The sequence below is a fragment of the Acinetobacter johnsonii genome, from assembly GCF_048551975.1.
GTDB classification, from domain to species: Bacteria; Pseudomonadota; Gammaproteobacteria; order Pseudomonadales; family Moraxellaceae; genus Acinetobacter; species Acinetobacter johnsonii_A.
Map to the genome: position 1 here is coordinate 78,354 of NZ_JBIMCF010000003.1, position 16,848 is coordinate 95,201.

Consider the following 16,848-nt stretch of genomic DNA (forward strand, 5'->3'; position numbering starts at 1 on the left):
TTTTTCAATTCAGTTTCTAAATTGAATTAGAAGCGGAATTTAGCGTTTACGCCAACAGTTTGTGTATCAAGATTCTCAGTATTGTCTTTAGCGTTAGCATTTACATAGCTTGCGCCTACAGCAACTGCTGGAGTGATGAAGTAGTTAACGTTTGCACCCCAAGCTGAATCTGGAGTACCAGCAAAGCTTGATTCAACATAAGAAGCACCAACACTTAACGCAGGTGTTAAGTAAAGGTCAGTTTTTAATTGGTAAGCAGTGTCATCACCATAAACAAGGCCAGCTTCTAAGCCAAGCGCCATGTTAGTACCGTCGATGTTACCTACGTATTTAGTACGTGCAGTAATCGCGTCTTGGTCATCACCGATTGTTACAGTTTCACCAACAGCTTTAACCGCGCCATTGCTCATTACGTTGAACGCATCAAGAGCAAATTGGTCAGCAACGCTAGTATAACCTACAGCAACCAAGAAGTTTGGAGCAGCTAAAGCACCCACTTCAAGTGCATAACGGTCGCCATTGCCATCAGGCGTTTCGCTGTTTTTACCATCGAAGTGTGTGTGGCTATAAGACGCACTTGCATATGCTGGAACGAATTTAGTAGGAATATACGCTTCTGCTTTAGCGCCATAGTTGTGTGCGATGAAATCAGTACCGTCAGTGCCTAATTCAGCATAGTTATATGCCAAAGAAACATTTGAAGCTTGGTTTAAAAAAGCAGCTTCAGCTAAAGGACCTTTAGATGAATCAACATCTTTAAAGTAGAAAGTACCTTGTAAACCGCCAGTAAAATCTTTGTCATTTGCATCAGATGCATCGATGTATTCAGATTGACCTTGTACTTCGAATTGGTATGCTTGAGCACCGGTCATGGCTAATAATAAAGCAGTGGCTAAACCGAGTTTTTTCATGATATTTACCAGATTGTTAACATTGGATTAAACTAAGGCTATTCTATTGTAACAATTTATTAAGTCAATGAGCTCTAATGGTATTATATTATTGAGTAATTACTCTAGCTGTGTTATAGGTTAAAAATTACTCAATTGAGTGTATCCATGTCAACAAAAAAAAACTTACAGCAGAACAATAGGGTATACCTATTTAGAAAACAGAGAATGCAGGAAAATGAATTGTACTGAACTTGATTTTTAATTGGTAAATTAGATTGAATATATAGATATAAACGGTAAAAAAGTTAAATAAAGCACCTTAAATATAGGCGTTTTTGTGTCCTAAATCTAAAAAACGCCTAAAATTAGCGCAAAAAGCTCGTTTTTTGCTTGCATAATGTACATATCCTCTGAGTATTTGTGATAATTTTCACGATAATTGTAGTGTTGTGTTAATCCATAGTGCTTTAGTTAGCTTTACAAGTGAACGGATTTATTTCATAATGATTTTAGCGAATCATTTAACAATATTGTTGTTTTGTGAGAAGCTAATTCTCCTCAAACAGTTTTTGTTTATCTGCCCAACTTTCCCCAAGGTTGGGCTTTTTTTTATTTAAATTTTCGAGATTTTCTTTTTCTAATAAAAATTTATTGGAATTTAATGCACAATAGTGGTGCAAATGTGAGGCTGTATTTTTCATTGAAAACTTTTATTCGAGCAAAAAAAAACCAACTTCTAAGAGAAGTTGGTTTTTTCCGCCAAAATTTGTGGGAAAATTAGAATATTTGCTGAGGATATACTCTAATTCGCCCCAATACTGTGCATTATGCACTTAAATGTTGCATGTGTAAATATAGGAACTTTAAAAAATGGGAACTAAAAATATTGAATGAAATTCACACTAAACATGAATATTATTAAGCATGGATTGACTCAGCTTTCATAGGTGAGTGAAAGTTTGGCTGTGATCATTTGGGGATGATGAAATCTTAAAACGATGCAAAACAAAGAATTAATCACTTAAATACACGATATACTGTTCGTATAATAAACAGTTAATTTAGTTTTCTTTTATTTGGGAATGAGGGCGTGGTTGAAGTATGCGAGAAATACGCTCTGAGTATTTGAGTCAAAAGCTGTATATTGCAATGAGCATTATTATTTTGTCATTGTGCAGCTTATCCATTCCTTTGATAGTTAAAAGTTATCGTGATTACAACAAAACCAACCAAGCTTTAACTGAAATACAAGCCTTACAGGCTGTTGCAGACTTGGCCAATAAGATTGCACGAGAGCGTGCGCCCGCCAATAAACTCATGTCGAGTAATCAACAAGACTTTGCCAAACACGTGCTTGAGTTAAAACTATATCGGCTCACGGTGGATGAGCAGATGAAAAAGACTTTAGAAGTTTTAAAGCACTCGAACCTCCCAAATTTAGATTTAAGTTTAGTTGACCGTTTAGATGAAGCTTTAACGCAAGGCAGACAACAGGTAGATGCCTATGCAGCTCTACCACGTGAGCAACGTAATGCCGAGACCATGGATCAAGCCATCCTAAAAATGTTCAATGCTTGGGATCGTAGTCATGATGTTTTAAAAGACGTAATCGCTGTATCTGAAGGCAAAGACACCGCTGTTTCAAACTTCTATGTCCAAATTTTATTATTAGCGGACTTACGTGATCAGGCCGGTCGTGCTGCATCCAATGTGATGGCGCATGTAGCTTTTAAACAACCGATTCCTGAAACCAATTTAGCGCGTTCTTTACAGACTCGGAGGCAAGTGATGTATTTGTGGGAACTCATTGATACCTTACAGCCCGAGCGTGATAAAACCGAAGAATTTAAAGTGCTGCATCAAGCGGTTTATAACGAGTTTTTAGCCAAAGGGCTATTGATTGTTGAGCGCTTGATGAATGAAAGTATTTACCATCGACCATATTACTTAACTGGCACACAGTTAACTGAAGCAATCGTTGATAAATTTTCGACCGTGGTGGAATTGCAAAATTATTTACTTAAATATAGCGTTGAAAAAGCCATCATTGAAAAGCATAAAGCACAAAATATTTTGCTCACAACGGTGGGTATTTCACTGATTTCAATTTTTGCGGCACTGTTTACCATGATATATGCACGCAAAAGAGTGTTTGGTCCACTTATTCAAGCGCGTGAAATTTTATTTGATTTATCTCATTCCAGTCTTCGCCCTAACCCGATGGATACCAAAGACCAACCCGCCAATGTGTATTCTTTATTTACAGCAATTCAGCAGTTAAAACAGACGCTTCAGCAGCGAGATGCGTTGGAGTTTCGACTCAAAAATATTGCACATTTGGATTCATTAACGGGGGTTGCAAACCGTTATGCATTGAATGAATACATTAAACTTTTGGAAAATCAGCCGACTCAGTTTTCGGAGACTTGTTTAATGGTGATCGACATCGATCACTTTAAACAGGTCAACGATGTATATGGACATCTGATGGGGGATCAGGTGATTCAGTTTGTGGCTGAGAAATTAAAAGAAAATATTCGGACATCTGACTTGCTGGTACGTTACGGTGGCGATGAATTTATTGTGCTGATTGAAAATGTTGGAATGGAGCGCGCTTTAAAAATTGCGGAAAAGATTCGTTCTGAGATTTATGAAGCGAAGCCAGTTGATAATGTACGCTGCCCTGATTTGAAAGTCAGTATTAGTATTGGGGTCGCAATTGGTGCGACCAATTGGATGGCATTGTTAGAAAAAGCCGATCGTGCTTTGTTTCAAGCCAAAGAGCAGGGTAAAAATAAGGTGGCGAGTTGAGTTTATTTGTGAAATTCTTAGCTACTGGAAATATCAAAAAAACCAGGGTGATATAACTCAATAGAAGTCTGTGTTTAAATTAAATTTGATAATAATAGAAGGAGCTAAACGTGAGCGAAGGCTGTATTTTTTGTCAGATGATTCAAAAAAAAATACCTTGTCACGTCATTGATAGCAATGATGACTATATGGCTTTTTTGACTATCTTTCCAAATACATTAGGCGCAACGGTTGTGATCCCGAAAAAGCATTATGCAAGTTATGCTTTTGATTTAGATGATGATGTTTTAACTGGGTTAATACTCTATACCAAGAAAATTGCGAAAAAGTTAGATGGATTCTTTGAAGACGTTGGACGTACCGCAATGGTATTCGAAGGTTTTGGTGTCGATCATATACATGCAAAATTGTTCCCTATGCATGGAACTATGCAAGTGCATGAAAACTGGAAAGCTGTAAATTCTAATGTTGATAAATACTTTGAGCAGTACGAAGGCTATATTTCATCACATGATTTTCAGCGAGCAAATGATGACGAGTTGGCGAAATTGGCGGAGAAGATTCTAGCATTTGAATAATATAAGTAAACTGTTGGTATGGTAATCCCCCCCTAACCCCTCTTTGATAAAGAGGGGAACACCATTTGATTAGTAATGGGAACTCCCTCCTTTTCAAAAGGAGGGTTGGGGAGGATTTACTACTTCAACAACGGCTTCAAAAACTTCGCAGTATGCGAAACTTTATTCTTCACCACATGCTCAGGTGTACCTTCCGCAATAATCATCCCGCCACCTGCACCACCTTCAGGGCCCAAATCAATCACCCAGTCAGCAGTTTTGATCACATCCAAATTATGCTCAATCACCACAATGGTATTGCCCTTATTACGTAGCTCATGCAAGATATCTAGCAGTTTAGCAATGTCATGGAAATGTAGACCAGTAGTGGGTTCATCCAAGATATATAACGTTTTACCTGTATCACGTTTTGCCAATTCACGTGCTAATTTCACACGTTGCGCTTCACCACCTGACAGTGTCGTTGCAGACTGACCTAAGCGAATATAGCCTAAACCGACTTGATTTAACGTTTCCAAACGACGGTGAATGACAGGAATCGCGTCGAAGAAATGCATGGCATCTTCCACTGTCATTTCCAATACATCCGAAATATTCTTGCCTTTATAACCGACTTCTAAGGTTTCACGGTTATAGCGTTTACCATGACAGTTATCACAAGGCACATACATATCAGGTAGAAAGTGCATTGCGACTTTGATCATGCCATCACCCTCACAGGCTTCACAGCGACCACCTTTCACGTTAAATGAGAAACGCCCTGCGGCATAGCCACGTGCTTTGGCTTCTTGGGTCTGTGCAAAGAGTTCACGAATTGGAGTGAATAAACCGGTATAGGTTGCAGGGTTGGAGCGAGGTGTACGACCAATTGGGCTTTGGTCAATATCAACAACTTTATCAAGAAATTGCAAACCATCAATCGAGTCAAATTTCTCAGCGGTTAAAGTGGTTGCACCATTCAGCTGTGTCGCTGCTAAAGGCAATAAAGTACGGTTAATCAGCGTTGATTTACCTGAACCAGACACACCAGTCACGCAGGTCATCACACCCAAAGGAATGGTTAAATCCACATTCTGTAGGTTATGACCCGCAGCACCCATCAATTTAATTTGTTCTTCAGGCTTTGGTGGTGCAGTACGTTTTTTCGGTACTTCAATTTTCAGTTTGCCTGATAAATATTGACCCGTGAGAGATTCACTATTCGCAAGGATTTCATCATAAGTCCCTTCAGCAATCACATGACCGCCATGAATACCAGCACCAGGACCAATATCGATAATATGATCTGCTGCACGAATCGCATCTTCATCATGCTCAACGACTAAAACGGTATTCCCTAAATCACGTAAGCGAACTAAGGTTTCCAATAGGCGATCATTATCACGTTGATGCAGACCAATGGATGGCTCATCGAGGACATACATCACACCCATCAAACCTGCACCGATTTGCGAAGCCAAACGAATACGTTGCGCTTCACCACCAGACAATGTTTCTGCTGAACGAGAAAGACTTAAATAATTCAAACCCACTGAAACTAAGAAATGTAAACGCTCACGAATTTCTTTAAAGATTTTATCGGCAATTTCACCTTTTGCACCATCAAGATTTAAATCTTGATAATAACTTTCCGCATCACCAATCGACATTTTGGTAATTTGGGCAATGGTTTTGTCTTTTACTCGAACATGACGTGAAATTTCATTTAGACGTGATCCGCCGCAGGCATCACATGCAGCATTAGACAGATACTGTGCTAAATCATCACGAACATAGTTACTTTCAGTTTCGCGGTAACGACGTTCTAAATGTGGCAAAACTCCTTCAAAAGGTTGCACACGATTATGCTTACGACCACGTTCGTCGATATAACTTAAATCAACTTTTTCTTTACCTGTACCGTATAGGAATTTCTTTTTGGTGTCGGCATCCAGTTCATTCCAAGGTGTATCCAAAGAAAAACCAAAATGCGCTGCGACTTTTTCAATCATGCTGTAGTAGTACGGGCGTTGACGATCCCAACCACGAATAGCACCTTGGCTAATCGACACATCAGGGCTTGGAATGAGTTTTTCAGCACTAAAATGGCTACGGGTCCCTAAACCATCACAGGTTGGGCAGGCACCAAAGGGATTGTTAAATGAAAATAAACGTGGTTCAAGTTCTGCAACGGCACGGTCACATTCAGGACATGAGTGTTTAGCCGAAAAAACCCGATCAGGATGTTCGCCGTTCATCCACGATAGAATGGCAATATCACCACCGAGACGTAGAGCCGTTTCAAAAGATTCTGCAATACGGTTGCCGAGGTCATCACGGACTTTAAAACGATCCACCACCACTTCAATGGTGTGTTTTTTCTTTTTATCGAGTTCTGGAATTGGGTCGAGATCTACAATTTCACCATCGACGCGCGCTCGTACAAAACCTTGACTTTGTAGCTGTTCAAACAGGTTGGAATATTCACCTTTACGCTCACGCACCACAGGTGCAAGCAGCATCAGCGCTGTCCCTTCATCCAATCCTTTTACTGCATCGACCATTTCCGATACGGTCTGTGCCACCATTGGTAAATCATGCTCTGGGCAAAATGGCGTGCCGACACGTGCGTAGAGTAGTCGTAAATAGTCATAAATTTCGGTAATGGTTCCCACCGTAGAACGTGGGTTATGGCTGGTCGATTTCTGTTCAATCGCAATGGCAGGGCTTAAGCCTTCAATTGAATCAACTTCAGGTTTTTCCATTTGTGACAAGAACTGGCGCGCATAGGCCGAGAGTGATTCGACATAACGACGCTGGCCTTCGGCGTACAGCGTATCAAATGCAAGCGATGACTTACCTGAACCAGAAAGTCCCGTGATCACCACGAACTTATCGCGGGGAATATCAAGGTTCACATTTTTTAAGTTATGGGTACGTGCGCCTCGAATACGGATATGACTTTGGCTCATAAAACTATCTCGAAATTTTGCAGATGAAGGAAGTATATGATAACGACTTATGCTTTATTCAAGTGTTAAACATGATTTTATAGCGACAAATCATGTCGGCCAAAAGAAAAGTGATGCTGCTAGACTGTAGCTAGATTTCAGTGTTGAAACAAGTCTCAGCGTATAGATATTGGCTGCGACTGAAAACTGGAAGGTATTTATAAGTTCCCTAAAAAGAGAGGATCACCCATTTGGCGCAGAGCAAAAGTTGAATCATGACTGTGTTATTTTTGGTTTACCGTACGCCTTCAGGGATAGAGCATTGTTATGGTTGCAGTATTTAACATGCTAGCGCATAAGGACGTTCAAAGATTGAATCGACCGTCTCAAAAGCAAAGGGACGGATAATGTCATGATGGAGACGGGCATAGAAATTGACTTCGTGCTCAAGAGTTTGTAAGAAGGCGTCGTAGTCATCTTCAAAGTCTGGTAGGTCGAGTAAGTCTTGTTCTCGACTCAAAACGCAATGATATTTTTTAATAAACGCCAACATCAATTTTTGAATATGTGGATTGGTATAATAAATGAGATAGGTCGCGGCAGAACCGCAGTGTAAACAGCCTTTTTCAAGGTAAATTTCTTCGTTATTCAGCCAGCAACATTGTACGGTAAAAAATGCACGAATGGCTTCAGTACCTAAAGTATCAGGATGCATGAGAATGGCCCTCGAAAGTTAATTATGCAAATGATAATTATTATCATTATTAAAGTTTAGTTTTAAATGCCTAAAATAGCAATCGCGCCATCTAAAAAATATGATGTTCGGTAAATAAAAAGCCCTGAAGGGTTCAGGACTTTTTGGATCATTTGAGCTTTTAAGCGTGGTCTAAACCGAGCCATTGCTGTTGTTTGTAAGCACTGTCCCAGAATAACCATTCCAGTTCAGCCCCTTTACGGTAGGCTTTATGCATTTTCTCAATAGTGTCTGCATCACAGCGTGCAGCCACTTTATCGATGGTTGCAATTACATTACGTACTGCTTGGTTGAATTCTTCACCTGCGTAAGTATCAATCCACGCTTGGTACGGGTTGTTGGCGATAGAGTTGCCTACAATATCTTTACCGACTTCAGCATAAATCCAAAAACAAGGTAAGAGTGCTGCTAACACCACAGGGTAGCTTTCAGACCATGCTGTTGCCGTTAGAAATGAAGTGTAATGGTGACATGCCAAAGTCAGTGGGGTTTCTTCAAACTGCTGTTTTGAAATATCAAAATTTTTCATAAAGCCATCATGTAAACTGCGTTCCACCACAATCGCTTCTTTGGCCCCTTGGCTAAACTGAATAATGTCGTCAGCCTCATACGCTTTGGCACCACACACTGCTAAAGCCCGACCATAAGCCACCAAGTAGTGCGCATCTTGAATCACATAATGACAAAATGCTTCTTTATTAAGTGTGCCAGAGGCCAATTCTTGGTTAAAAGGTAAAGCCAGTGTTTTTTGATATAAGTCGATATTACGTTGCCAAACGTCTTGAGAAAAAGCCATGATTAGATCCTAAGGGAAGCCAAAATATGGGCAAGACTATAACAACAGTTTGCGCGGAACAACAATCCATCTCCGTACATCGGTGAGATAAGTAAAAATTAACGAAGATGTTTTGGTTTCAGGCGCAAAAAGCGTCATAATTGCGGCCATAAAACTCAACCTGTTTTTTTAGTTTTCGTTCATCTCCAAATTTTTTTATAGGTCGATCTGTCATGATGAAACATTTTGGTTTCTCTATCATTTTTACGATCGTGTGTCTTGCGTTGTCTGCGTACTGGGGTTTTACCCATGGACCAGAAGCGGGCTTAAAGACCATGTTTACTGCTTTGACCATCACTGCAATTTTAGCAGTGATGGAAGTCTCTTTATCTTTTGATAATGCTGTGGTCAATGCGTCCGTGTTACGTGGTTGGGATCATTTTTGGAAAATGTTATTCCTTACCGTGGGTATTTTAGTCGCTGTATTTGGTATGCGTTTAATCTTCCCTGTCGCAATTGTGGCGGTAACTGCAGATATGGGCTTCGTTGAAGTCGTTCAATTGGCTTTAAATGATCCAAAAACCTACTCACAACGTCTGATGGATCACCACCCTGAAATAGCTGCATTTGGTGGCGCGTTCTTATTGTTAGTGTTTCTTAACTTCTTTTTGGATGAAGGTAAAGATACGCACTGGTTCCGTTGGTTGGAGCGTCGTTTGGCAAACTTGGCCAATGTCCCTGCAATGTCTGTATTCTTGGCCTTGATTGCACTCTTGGTGATGGCGGCGAATGTTGATGAAGCTAAACGTCTCGTGGTGACCATGGCTGGAATTTGGGGCATCGTGGTTTATATTGGTGTACAAGTTTTGAGCCATTTACTTGGTGGTGAACCTGAAGTTGATGAAGACGGCAATGCAGTTACACATGATGCCAATGGCGCAACCACAGGTGTGGTTAAAGCGGGTATTGGTGGTTTCTTATACTTAGAAGTACTCGATGCATCGTTCAGTTTTGATGGCGTAATTGGCGCGTTTGCCATTACTTCGGATGTCGTGATTATTATGCTGGGTCTCGCGATTGGGGCGATCTTCGTGCGTTCGATGACGATTTACTTGGTCGAAAAAGGTACTTTGGATGCCTATGTCTTCCTTGAGCATGGTGCACACTACGCGATTGGTGCTTTAGCATTTATTATGCTGGCAAGTGGTACAGGTCTACATGTACCAGAAGTCGTCACAGGTTTAATTGGTGTGGCTTTTATTGTTTGGGCTGTGATTGCTTCCATTCAATACAAAAAACATCAAGCGGCTTAAAGCAGATTGCTTTAAACCGCGGAAAAGCGCAGCTCAGGTTGCGCTTTTTGTTTTTCAGATCAGGAAGGATTTTATTAAACATAAAATTCATGTCGCTAGTCGGATTGAATAGCCTATAATCTTGATCCAAGATTAATTCAATACAGTCTGTCCTCGTTTATGATGAATGCTTTAGAACGTCGTTCAACTTTTGCCTTAAGCAGTATTTTTGCCTTACGCATGTTGGGTTTGTTCATGATCATCCCTGTATTTTCTGTGGCAGGGCAGACCTATGAATATGCAACGCCTGCGTTGCTTGGTTTGGCTGTGGGGATTTATGGTTTAACACAGGCCATTTTACAGATTCCTTTTAGCTTGATTGCTGACCGTTATAGCCGCAAGCCTTTGGTGGTTTTTGGACTACTCCTGTTTGCTTTGGGCGGTGCAATTGCAGCGATGTCCGACACCATTTATGGGGTGATTATTGGTCGTGCCATTGCGGGTGGGGGTGCAGTGTCTGCAGTGGTGATGGCACTACTGGCGGATGTGACCCGTGAAGAAAACCGCATGAAAGCCATGGCAACCATGGGCATGAGTATCGGCGTTTCTTTTGCTGTGGCTTTTAGTTTGGGGCCGTGGCTTACCGGTTTAGTAGGGATTTCAGGATTATTCTGGGTAACGACCATCATGGGTTTGGCGGCTATTTCGATGCTGTTTTTGGTGCCAAAAGTCACCCGCCATCATCGTAATTATCAGCAAGGTTATTTGGCTCAGCTCAAACAAGTCCTAAAAATGGGTGATCTAAACCGTCTGCATGTGTCGGTGTTTAGCTTACATTTATTGCTGACAGCAATGTTTATTTATGTTCCCTCACAGCTCATCGATTTTGCAAAAATTCCACTAAATTCGCATGGCTGGGTGTATTTACCACTGTTGGTGATTAGCCTATTTTTTGCCTTTCCAAGTATTGTGTTGGCTGAAAAATATCGCAAGATGCGAGGCATCTTTTTAACGGCCATTGGCGGCATTATTTTAGGCTTAGGCATTCTAATTTTTGGCTTTGAGTCGAAGTATATTTTGCTGACAGGTTTGGCTTTATTCTTTATTGCTTTTAACGTCATGGAAGCGCTGTTGCCGTCATGGTTATCGAAAGCTGCACCGATTCAGTCCAAAGCGACTGCGATGGGCGTAAATGCCAGCAGCCAGTTTTTAGGCGCATTCTTTGGTGGTGTCACAGGCGGGCAGTTGCTGCTGTTAAACAATACAGCCTTGGGCTGGAGCATCCTGACCGGACTTGCCATTATTTGGTTATTGATTAGTTTTGGCTTGGCGCAACCGCGTTATTTGTCTTCGATGGTGCTACGTTTACCTGAACATAAACAAACAGATGAATGGACTTCCCAACTTTTAGCGATTCGTGGTATTGAAGAAGTCGTGGTGATGTCTGATCAACAAGTAGCGTATGTAAAAGTCGATAAGCAACAAATAGATGATGCTACGCGACAAGATTTAACGCAGTTGTTGGGGAAAGAGGTAGCCATTTAAGCATAACTCTTATAAAGTAAATAATAGAAATAGATAGGAAGTAAACATCAGATGCGCGGTGTAAATAAAGTTATTTTAGTGGGCACATTAGGCCGAGATCCAGAGACGAAAACTTTTCCAAACGGTGGTTCGTTGACCCAGTTTTCAATTGCAACGAGCGACTCTTGGACAGACAAAAGCACAGGTGAGCGTAAAGAGCAAACCGAATGGCACCGTATTGTGTTACACAACCGTCTAGGTGAAATTGCGCAACAATACCTACGTAAAGGTTCGAAAGTTTATATTGAAGGTTCACTGCGTACTCGTCAGTGGACAGATCAAAATGGTCAAGAACGCTACACCACAGAAATTCGTGGTGAGCAAATGCAGATGCTCGACAATAATCGTCAGCAAGGTGAGCAAATGCAAGGCGGAAATGATGGTTATGCACAACCACGTTTCAACAATAACCAAGGTGGTGGTTATAACAACAACCAAGGTGGTTATGGTAGCAATCCTGCAGCGGGTAATAGCAATAACCAACAAAGTGGTTATGCGAACAATAACCCAAGCGGTTTTGCACCAAAGGCGGCTCCTCAGTCAGCGCCTGCGGCAGCACCAGCAGATATGGATGATGATCTTCCGTTCTGATTTGTATAATATCTAAATATTGTATGAAGTGAAAAAGAACTTGATTTATATCAAGTTCTTTTTTTATGGCTAGGCAAATTTGGTATTTAAAAAAGAGCTTTATAGAATAAAGATGTTCAGCTAATACGAGTGACAGAGCATACTTCTCCTTTCTATAAAAAAAGGACCTCTGATGAGATCCCTTTTTAAAAAGACTAAATGCTAATAAATCATGATAAAGATTGCTGAGGATGAACCATATTTTTGATCGATAGCACATCAGCTAAAAGTTGATCAGACAATAGGTTTTCAGCTTTAATTAAAGCCAATACACTTTGACCAGTTTCATTCGCTTGTTTTGCAATACGAGTCGTTGTTTCATAACCCAAATATGGGTTGAGTGCAGTAATAATGCCAATTGAATTATCTACATTGGCCTGACAGTGTTCAGCATTGGCACGGATGTTTTCAATACATTTGTATTGGAACATTTGCATCGCTTTACCTAACAAATCGATCGATTCGAACAGTTTAAAAGCAATTAACGGCTCCATCGCATTGAGCTGTAGCTGACCTGCTTCGGCCGCCAAAGTAATGGCCAAATCATTTGCAATCACTTGAAAACACACTAAATTCATTGCTTCTGGAATAACTGGGTTCACTTTGCCAGGCATGATTGAGCTGCCTGGTTGACGCGGTTCTAAATGGATTTCATTCAGACCAGTACGAGGGCCACTAGAAAGCAAGCGCAGGTCATTGGCAATTTTTGAGAGTTTAGTCGCGGTACGTTTTAAGAAGCTCGATAATAAAACGAAATCGCCCATATCTGAGGTTGCTTCAATTAAATCAGGTGAACTGCTGATCTGCTTTTGGGTAATTTCAGACAATGCTGCGATGGCATATTCACGATACTTAACTTCGGTATTGATCCCTGTTCCAATTGCCGTTCCGCCCAAATTTACAACACTTAAAGCAGACGGCATGATGTCATTGAGCTTGTTTAAATCATTTTGTAAGGTATTTGCAAATGCGCCAAATTCTTGACCCAAGGTCATTGGAACAGCATCTTGCAATTGGGTACGACCCATTTTTAAGATATGCGAAAACTCATCGGACTTGTTCTTAAAACTTTGAATTAAATTTTGAAACGGGCTGTTCAATTGCTCAATTGCCAAGATTAAACCCACTTTAATGGCTGTTGGATAAACATCATTGGTTGACTGAGACATATTAATATCATTATTTGGATGTAAATATTGATATTCGCCTTTTAAATGCTCTAAATGTTCTAATCCAATATTAGCCAGTACTTCATTGATATTCATATTGGTGGATGTTCCCGCACCACCTTGAATCATATCAATTGGAAATTGGTCATGATATTTATAATTAATAATTTGTTCACATGCATACTGAATAGCATTATATTTATTTTCTTCAAGTTTATTGAGTTTAAAGTTGGCTTCTGCGCATGCAGCTTTAACCATTGCAAGGGCATTAATAAAAACAGGGAATTGATTGAGTTTATTTGGACTTAAATTAAAGTTCTCTAAAGCTCTTAAAGTTTGTACACCATAATAGCAATGAGCAGGAATTTCTTTATGTCCTAATAAATCCTTTTCAACGCGTGTGTTAATCTTAATGTTCATTTAAATAGACTCTAATCTCGAATAAATCGATATTAAAGTGCGCACGGTTTTTTTTCTAATGTAAAAATATATTACTACATGCATTTTTTGCATAATAGATTATAATTGATCAAAGGATGAGTGAAGAATGAGTTATGACTTTAGAAATTCGATGGATTGAAGATTTACTTGCATTAGAGCAAGAAAAATCGATATCTCAAGCAGCAGCTCTACGACATGTCACGCAGTCTGCCTTTACGCGCAGAATTCAGAATATTGAAAACTCATTGGGTTTCCAAATTTTGAAAAGATATAGTAAAAATATTGATTTCACAGAAGCGGGGCAAGTTTTACTGGCTTCGGCAAAAAATATACAAAATCAACTCACTACAACAATAAAATATTTAGAAAAGAATGTGAAACATAATGAGTTAACCGTCAAGTTTGCAGTGTCACACTCGCTTATTACCCAGTTTTTCCCCCGCTTTATTCATGAGTTATCTATGGATATGACGGACTTAAAATTGGAAATTATTGCCTCAAATTTCAAACAGGGGATGCGCTTATTAAAAGATGGCTCGTGTGATTTTTTAATCAGTTATTGTGATCAAAAAACATTAGAACAATTCGATCGTTCTTTGTTCGAATTTCATAAAATTGTTGAAATGGAAATACTCCCAGTGACGGCCTTAGATCATGATGGGACTGCCAAATATTCACTCGATCAGTCTTTTCCTTTGTTGTCTTATAGTAAACAAGCATATTTAAGAAACTGTGTGGATGAAGCAATTGAAAATAAGTTGGATTATAGAACTTTATATGAGACGGATAATGCAGGCGATTTAAAAGAGTTGGTGTTGCAAGGTTTGGGTGTGGCATGGTTGCCTAAATTATTGGTTGAAAGAGAGATTCAAGAAAATAAATTAAAAGTACTGGATGGTAATCAGTACTATTTATTTCAAGATGTCTATCTGGTTAAACGAGAAATGTCATTTTCAAATCGAATTAATTATATTTGGAATATTTTAATTCAGAAAAATAAATAATTCGAATTTATGGATTATTTTTTTTAATCGTTTTGAGGTATATTTAAATAATAAATAAGGTGATTTTATGAATAGTAAATAAAGGACTTTCCTTACTATTTAAAAATCACCATTTATTTTATCTATAAATAATTCTAAGTGTTATCAGCTAATTGGTTTGCGGGAGAAATGTTGTTCACCATGATGCCTTCTTGCTGCGTAAGCTCATCTTTATTGCCCTCAGTACGTGCAATCACGGCAGTTGCAATACTATTTCCAATCACATTGGTTGCCGTACGGCCCATATCTAAAAACTGATCAATCGCTAAAATTAATAGAATACCGGCTTCAGGAAGTTTGAACATAGCCAGAGTGGAGGCAATCACCACAATAGATGCTCGTGAAACACCTGCAATCCCTTTACTCGTAATCATGAGGGTAAAGAGTATGAGTGCTTGCTGGGAAAAACTTAAATCAATGTTGTAGGCTTGTGCAATAAATAACACAGCAAATGCCATATACATCATCGAGCCGTCGAGGTTGAAAGAATAACCTAAAGGGAGCACGAAACTGGTAATGCGTTTAGGCACACCGAAGTTCTCCAAAGCTTCCATGGTTTTTGGATAAGCCGATTCGCTACTTGCGGTCGCAAATGCCAACATGGTGGGTTCACGCACGATTCGCATCAATTTAAAAATATCTTTTTTCAAGAAGATATAGCCGAAAGCAATCAGGAGAGTCCAAAGCACCAGTAATCCTACATAGAACTGTCCAATGAAAATACTATAATCAATAATCAGCTTAGGGCCTTGAATGGTAATCGCGGAAGCAATCGCTGCAAAAACGGCAATAGGTGCAAATGCCATGACATAATCTGTAATTCGGAACATCACCTTACAGAGTTCATCAATTATTTTACCAATGACGGTCGCTTCACTATGATGTTGAACATAGGCAAGTGCAGAACCAAAGAAAATTGAGAAAACCAAAATCTGTAATATCTCATTATTGGCCATGGCTTCAGCAAAACTACGCGGGAAAATATGGGTAATGAAGCTTTCTAAGCTCAGACTTGTCGCACTGACACCGATATCAACCGCTGTTTGAGGAACGGTGAGATTCATCCCAGCGCCAGGTTGGAATAAATTGGCTAAGCCCATGCCCAGTAAAAGTGAAATAAATGATGCACCAATAAACCAACTCATGGCCTTTAAGGTAATTGATCCCAGAGAAGAGGATTTTCCCATCGAGACAAGACCGGAAACGATTGTTGCAAACACTAAGGGTGCAATAATCATTTTAATTAATCTTAAGAATACATCAGTCACAATTTTAAAATAGGCGGCAAGTTCTGTGGTTTGTGCAGTTGTTAAAGTACTATGAAAAGCCCAACCAATCAGTATTCCTGAGATCATGGCAATCAGAATATATTTCAGTAATTTCTTCTGCTTCATACTTATCGTTCCTTCTTTAATCTTCTTTTCATCAACTTTTCACCTGATGTAGCAAGGCATTGATGACATTCCATGTTGATCAATTTATAGAGGCATTGCTTTAGGTGTTGAGTGCTAAATCGTCGATTGGGGATTTAGCTATGGCAAGTGTTACTTTTTTTTAAAAAAAACGACAATGCAATTTTTAATTCAGTTATGCAAAAAATGCATGAGATGATTCTTTAGTTTTACTTGATATAAATGAGCTACTCTTCATATAAAGACCGAATGTTTGTTTTTTTAATTCTGATTGGTGATAGGAAAGATATTAAATTTCCTGATTCTGTGAGGAAGAGCCAAGGTCAGAAAGCGGAGCCAAAGTTAATAAATACAAAAACTCAAAACCAAGCTTGCACTCATCATTTTCCCACAGACAAAACCATTGAATTGCCTGTTTTATCTAATATTTTAATAATCAGCTTATGACTTTAAGTTCCTGATTTAAACAGATAATTAAAATAAAAATGTAGCGTGTTGATGACGTTGATCGAGCAATATCATGACTTTTCACAGCT

Annotated in this window: 13 protein-coding genes; 6 read left to right on the forward strand and 7 right to left on the reverse strand. The window is 39.5% G+C overall.

Annotated features, from left to right (window positions below):
• Positions 1 to 26: 26 nt before the first annotated feature.
• Both omp33-36 and ACG9ZB_RS03965 read right to left on the reverse strand, forming a co-directional pair.
• Positions 27 to 911 (reverse strand): porin Omp33-36, encoded by an 885-nt coding sequence (gene omp33-36 / locus ACG9ZB_RS03960; protein WP_094148465.1) that lies wholly within the window; start codon positions 909 to 911, stop codon positions 27 to 29.
• 530 nt (positions 912 to 1,441) lie between these two features.
• Positions 1,442 to 1,594 carry a hypothetical protein gene (locus ACG9ZB_RS03965; RefSeq protein WP_419324278.1) on the reverse strand — a complete coding sequence of 51 codons (153 nt, stop codon included), beginning with the start codon at positions 1,592 to 1,594 and terminating at the stop codon, positions 1,442 to 1,444.
• Between the two features lie 400 nt (positions 1,595 to 1,994).
• On the opposite strand from ACG9ZB_RS03965, the gene ACG9ZB_RS03970 reads away from it, so the two are divergent.
• Both ACG9ZB_RS03970 and ACG9ZB_RS03975 read left to right on the forward strand, forming a co-directional pair.
• Complete coding sequence (locus ACG9ZB_RS03970) at positions 1,995 to 3,704, forward strand: GGDEF domain-containing protein (protein ID WP_419324280.1); 1,710 nt, start codon at positions 1,995 to 1,997, stop codon at positions 3,702 to 3,704.
• 110 nt (positions 3,705 to 3,814) lie between these two features.
• Positions 3,815 to 4,282 carry an HIT family protein gene (locus ACG9ZB_RS03975; RefSeq protein ID WP_419324282.1) on the forward strand — a complete coding sequence of 156 codons (468 nt, stop codon included), beginning with the start codon at positions 3,815 to 3,817 and terminating at the stop codon, positions 4,280 to 4,282.
• Between the two features lie 119 nt (positions 4,283 to 4,401).
• Here ACG9ZB_RS03975 and uvrA read toward each other — a convergent pair whose 3' ends face one another.
• The 3 genes from uvrA to tenA form a co-directional block, all read right to left on the reverse strand.
• Entirely contained in the window at positions 4,402 to 7,233 is a 2,832-nt protein-coding gene (gene uvrA / locus ACG9ZB_RS03980) for an excinuclease ABC subunit UvrA (protein ID WP_419324284.1), read from the reverse strand.
• A gap of 319 nt (positions 7,234 to 7,552) precedes the next feature.
• Positions 7,553 to 7,927 (reverse strand): hypothetical protein, encoded by a 375-nt coding sequence (locus tag ACG9ZB_RS03985; RefSeq protein ID WP_058870673.1) that lies wholly within the window; start codon positions 7,925 to 7,927, stop codon positions 7,553 to 7,555.
• A gap of 160 nt (positions 7,928 to 8,087) precedes the next feature.
• Positions 8,088 to 8,762 (reverse strand): thiaminase II, encoded by a 675-nt coding sequence (gene tenA / locus ACG9ZB_RS03990; RefSeq protein ID WP_201701835.1) that lies wholly within the window; start codon positions 8,760 to 8,762, stop codon positions 8,088 to 8,090.
• A gap of 212 nt (positions 8,763 to 8,974) precedes the next feature.
• Between tenA and ACG9ZB_RS03995 the strand changes: the two genes are divergently transcribed.
• The 3 genes from ACG9ZB_RS03995 to ssb all read left to right on the forward strand — a co-directional run bounded on the left by ACG9ZB_RS03995 (position 8,975) and on the right by ssb (position 12,208).
• A complete protein-coding gene (locus ACG9ZB_RS03995) occupies positions 8,975 to 10,054 on the forward strand; it encodes a DUF475 domain-containing protein (RefSeq protein ID WP_058952492.1) in 1,080 nt (359 codons plus the stop codon).
• A 159-nt stretch (positions 10,055 to 10,213) separates the two neighbouring features.
• Positions 10,214 to 11,578: an MFS transporter gene (locus tag ACG9ZB_RS04000; protein ID WP_419324286.1), complete on the forward strand. Its 1,365-nt coding sequence runs from the start codon at positions 10,214 to 10,216 to the stop codon at positions 11,576 to 11,578.
• A gap of 51 nt (positions 11,579 to 11,629) precedes the next feature.
• Entirely contained in the window at positions 11,630 to 12,208 is a 579-nt protein-coding gene (gene ssb / locus ACG9ZB_RS04005; protein ID WP_419324288.1) for a single-stranded DNA-binding protein, read from the forward strand.
• Between the two features lie 209 nt (positions 12,209 to 12,417).
• On the opposite strand, the gene ACG9ZB_RS04010 is transcribed toward ssb, so the two are convergent.
• Complete coding sequence (locus ACG9ZB_RS04010) at positions 12,418 to 13,836, reverse strand: aspartate ammonia-lyase (RefSeq protein ID WP_419324290.1); 1,419 nt, start codon at positions 13,834 to 13,836, stop codon at positions 12,418 to 12,420.
• 134 nt (positions 13,837 to 13,970) lie between these two features.
• On the opposite strand from ACG9ZB_RS04010, the gene ACG9ZB_RS04015 reads away from it, so the two are divergent.
• Positions 13,971 to 14,861: a LysR substrate-binding domain-containing protein gene (locus ACG9ZB_RS04015; protein WP_419324291.1), complete on the forward strand. Its 891-nt coding sequence runs from the start codon at positions 13,971 to 13,973 to the stop codon at positions 14,859 to 14,861.
• 134 nt (positions 14,862 to 14,995) lie between these two features.
• On the opposite strand, the gene ACG9ZB_RS04020 is transcribed toward ACG9ZB_RS04015, so the two are convergent.
• Complete coding sequence (locus tag ACG9ZB_RS04020) at positions 14,996 to 16,294, reverse strand: dicarboxylate/amino acid:cation symporter (RefSeq protein ID WP_419324293.1); 1,299 nt, start codon at positions 16,292 to 16,294, stop codon at positions 14,996 to 14,998.
• Between the last annotated feature and the right edge of the window lie 554 nt (positions 16,295 to 16,848).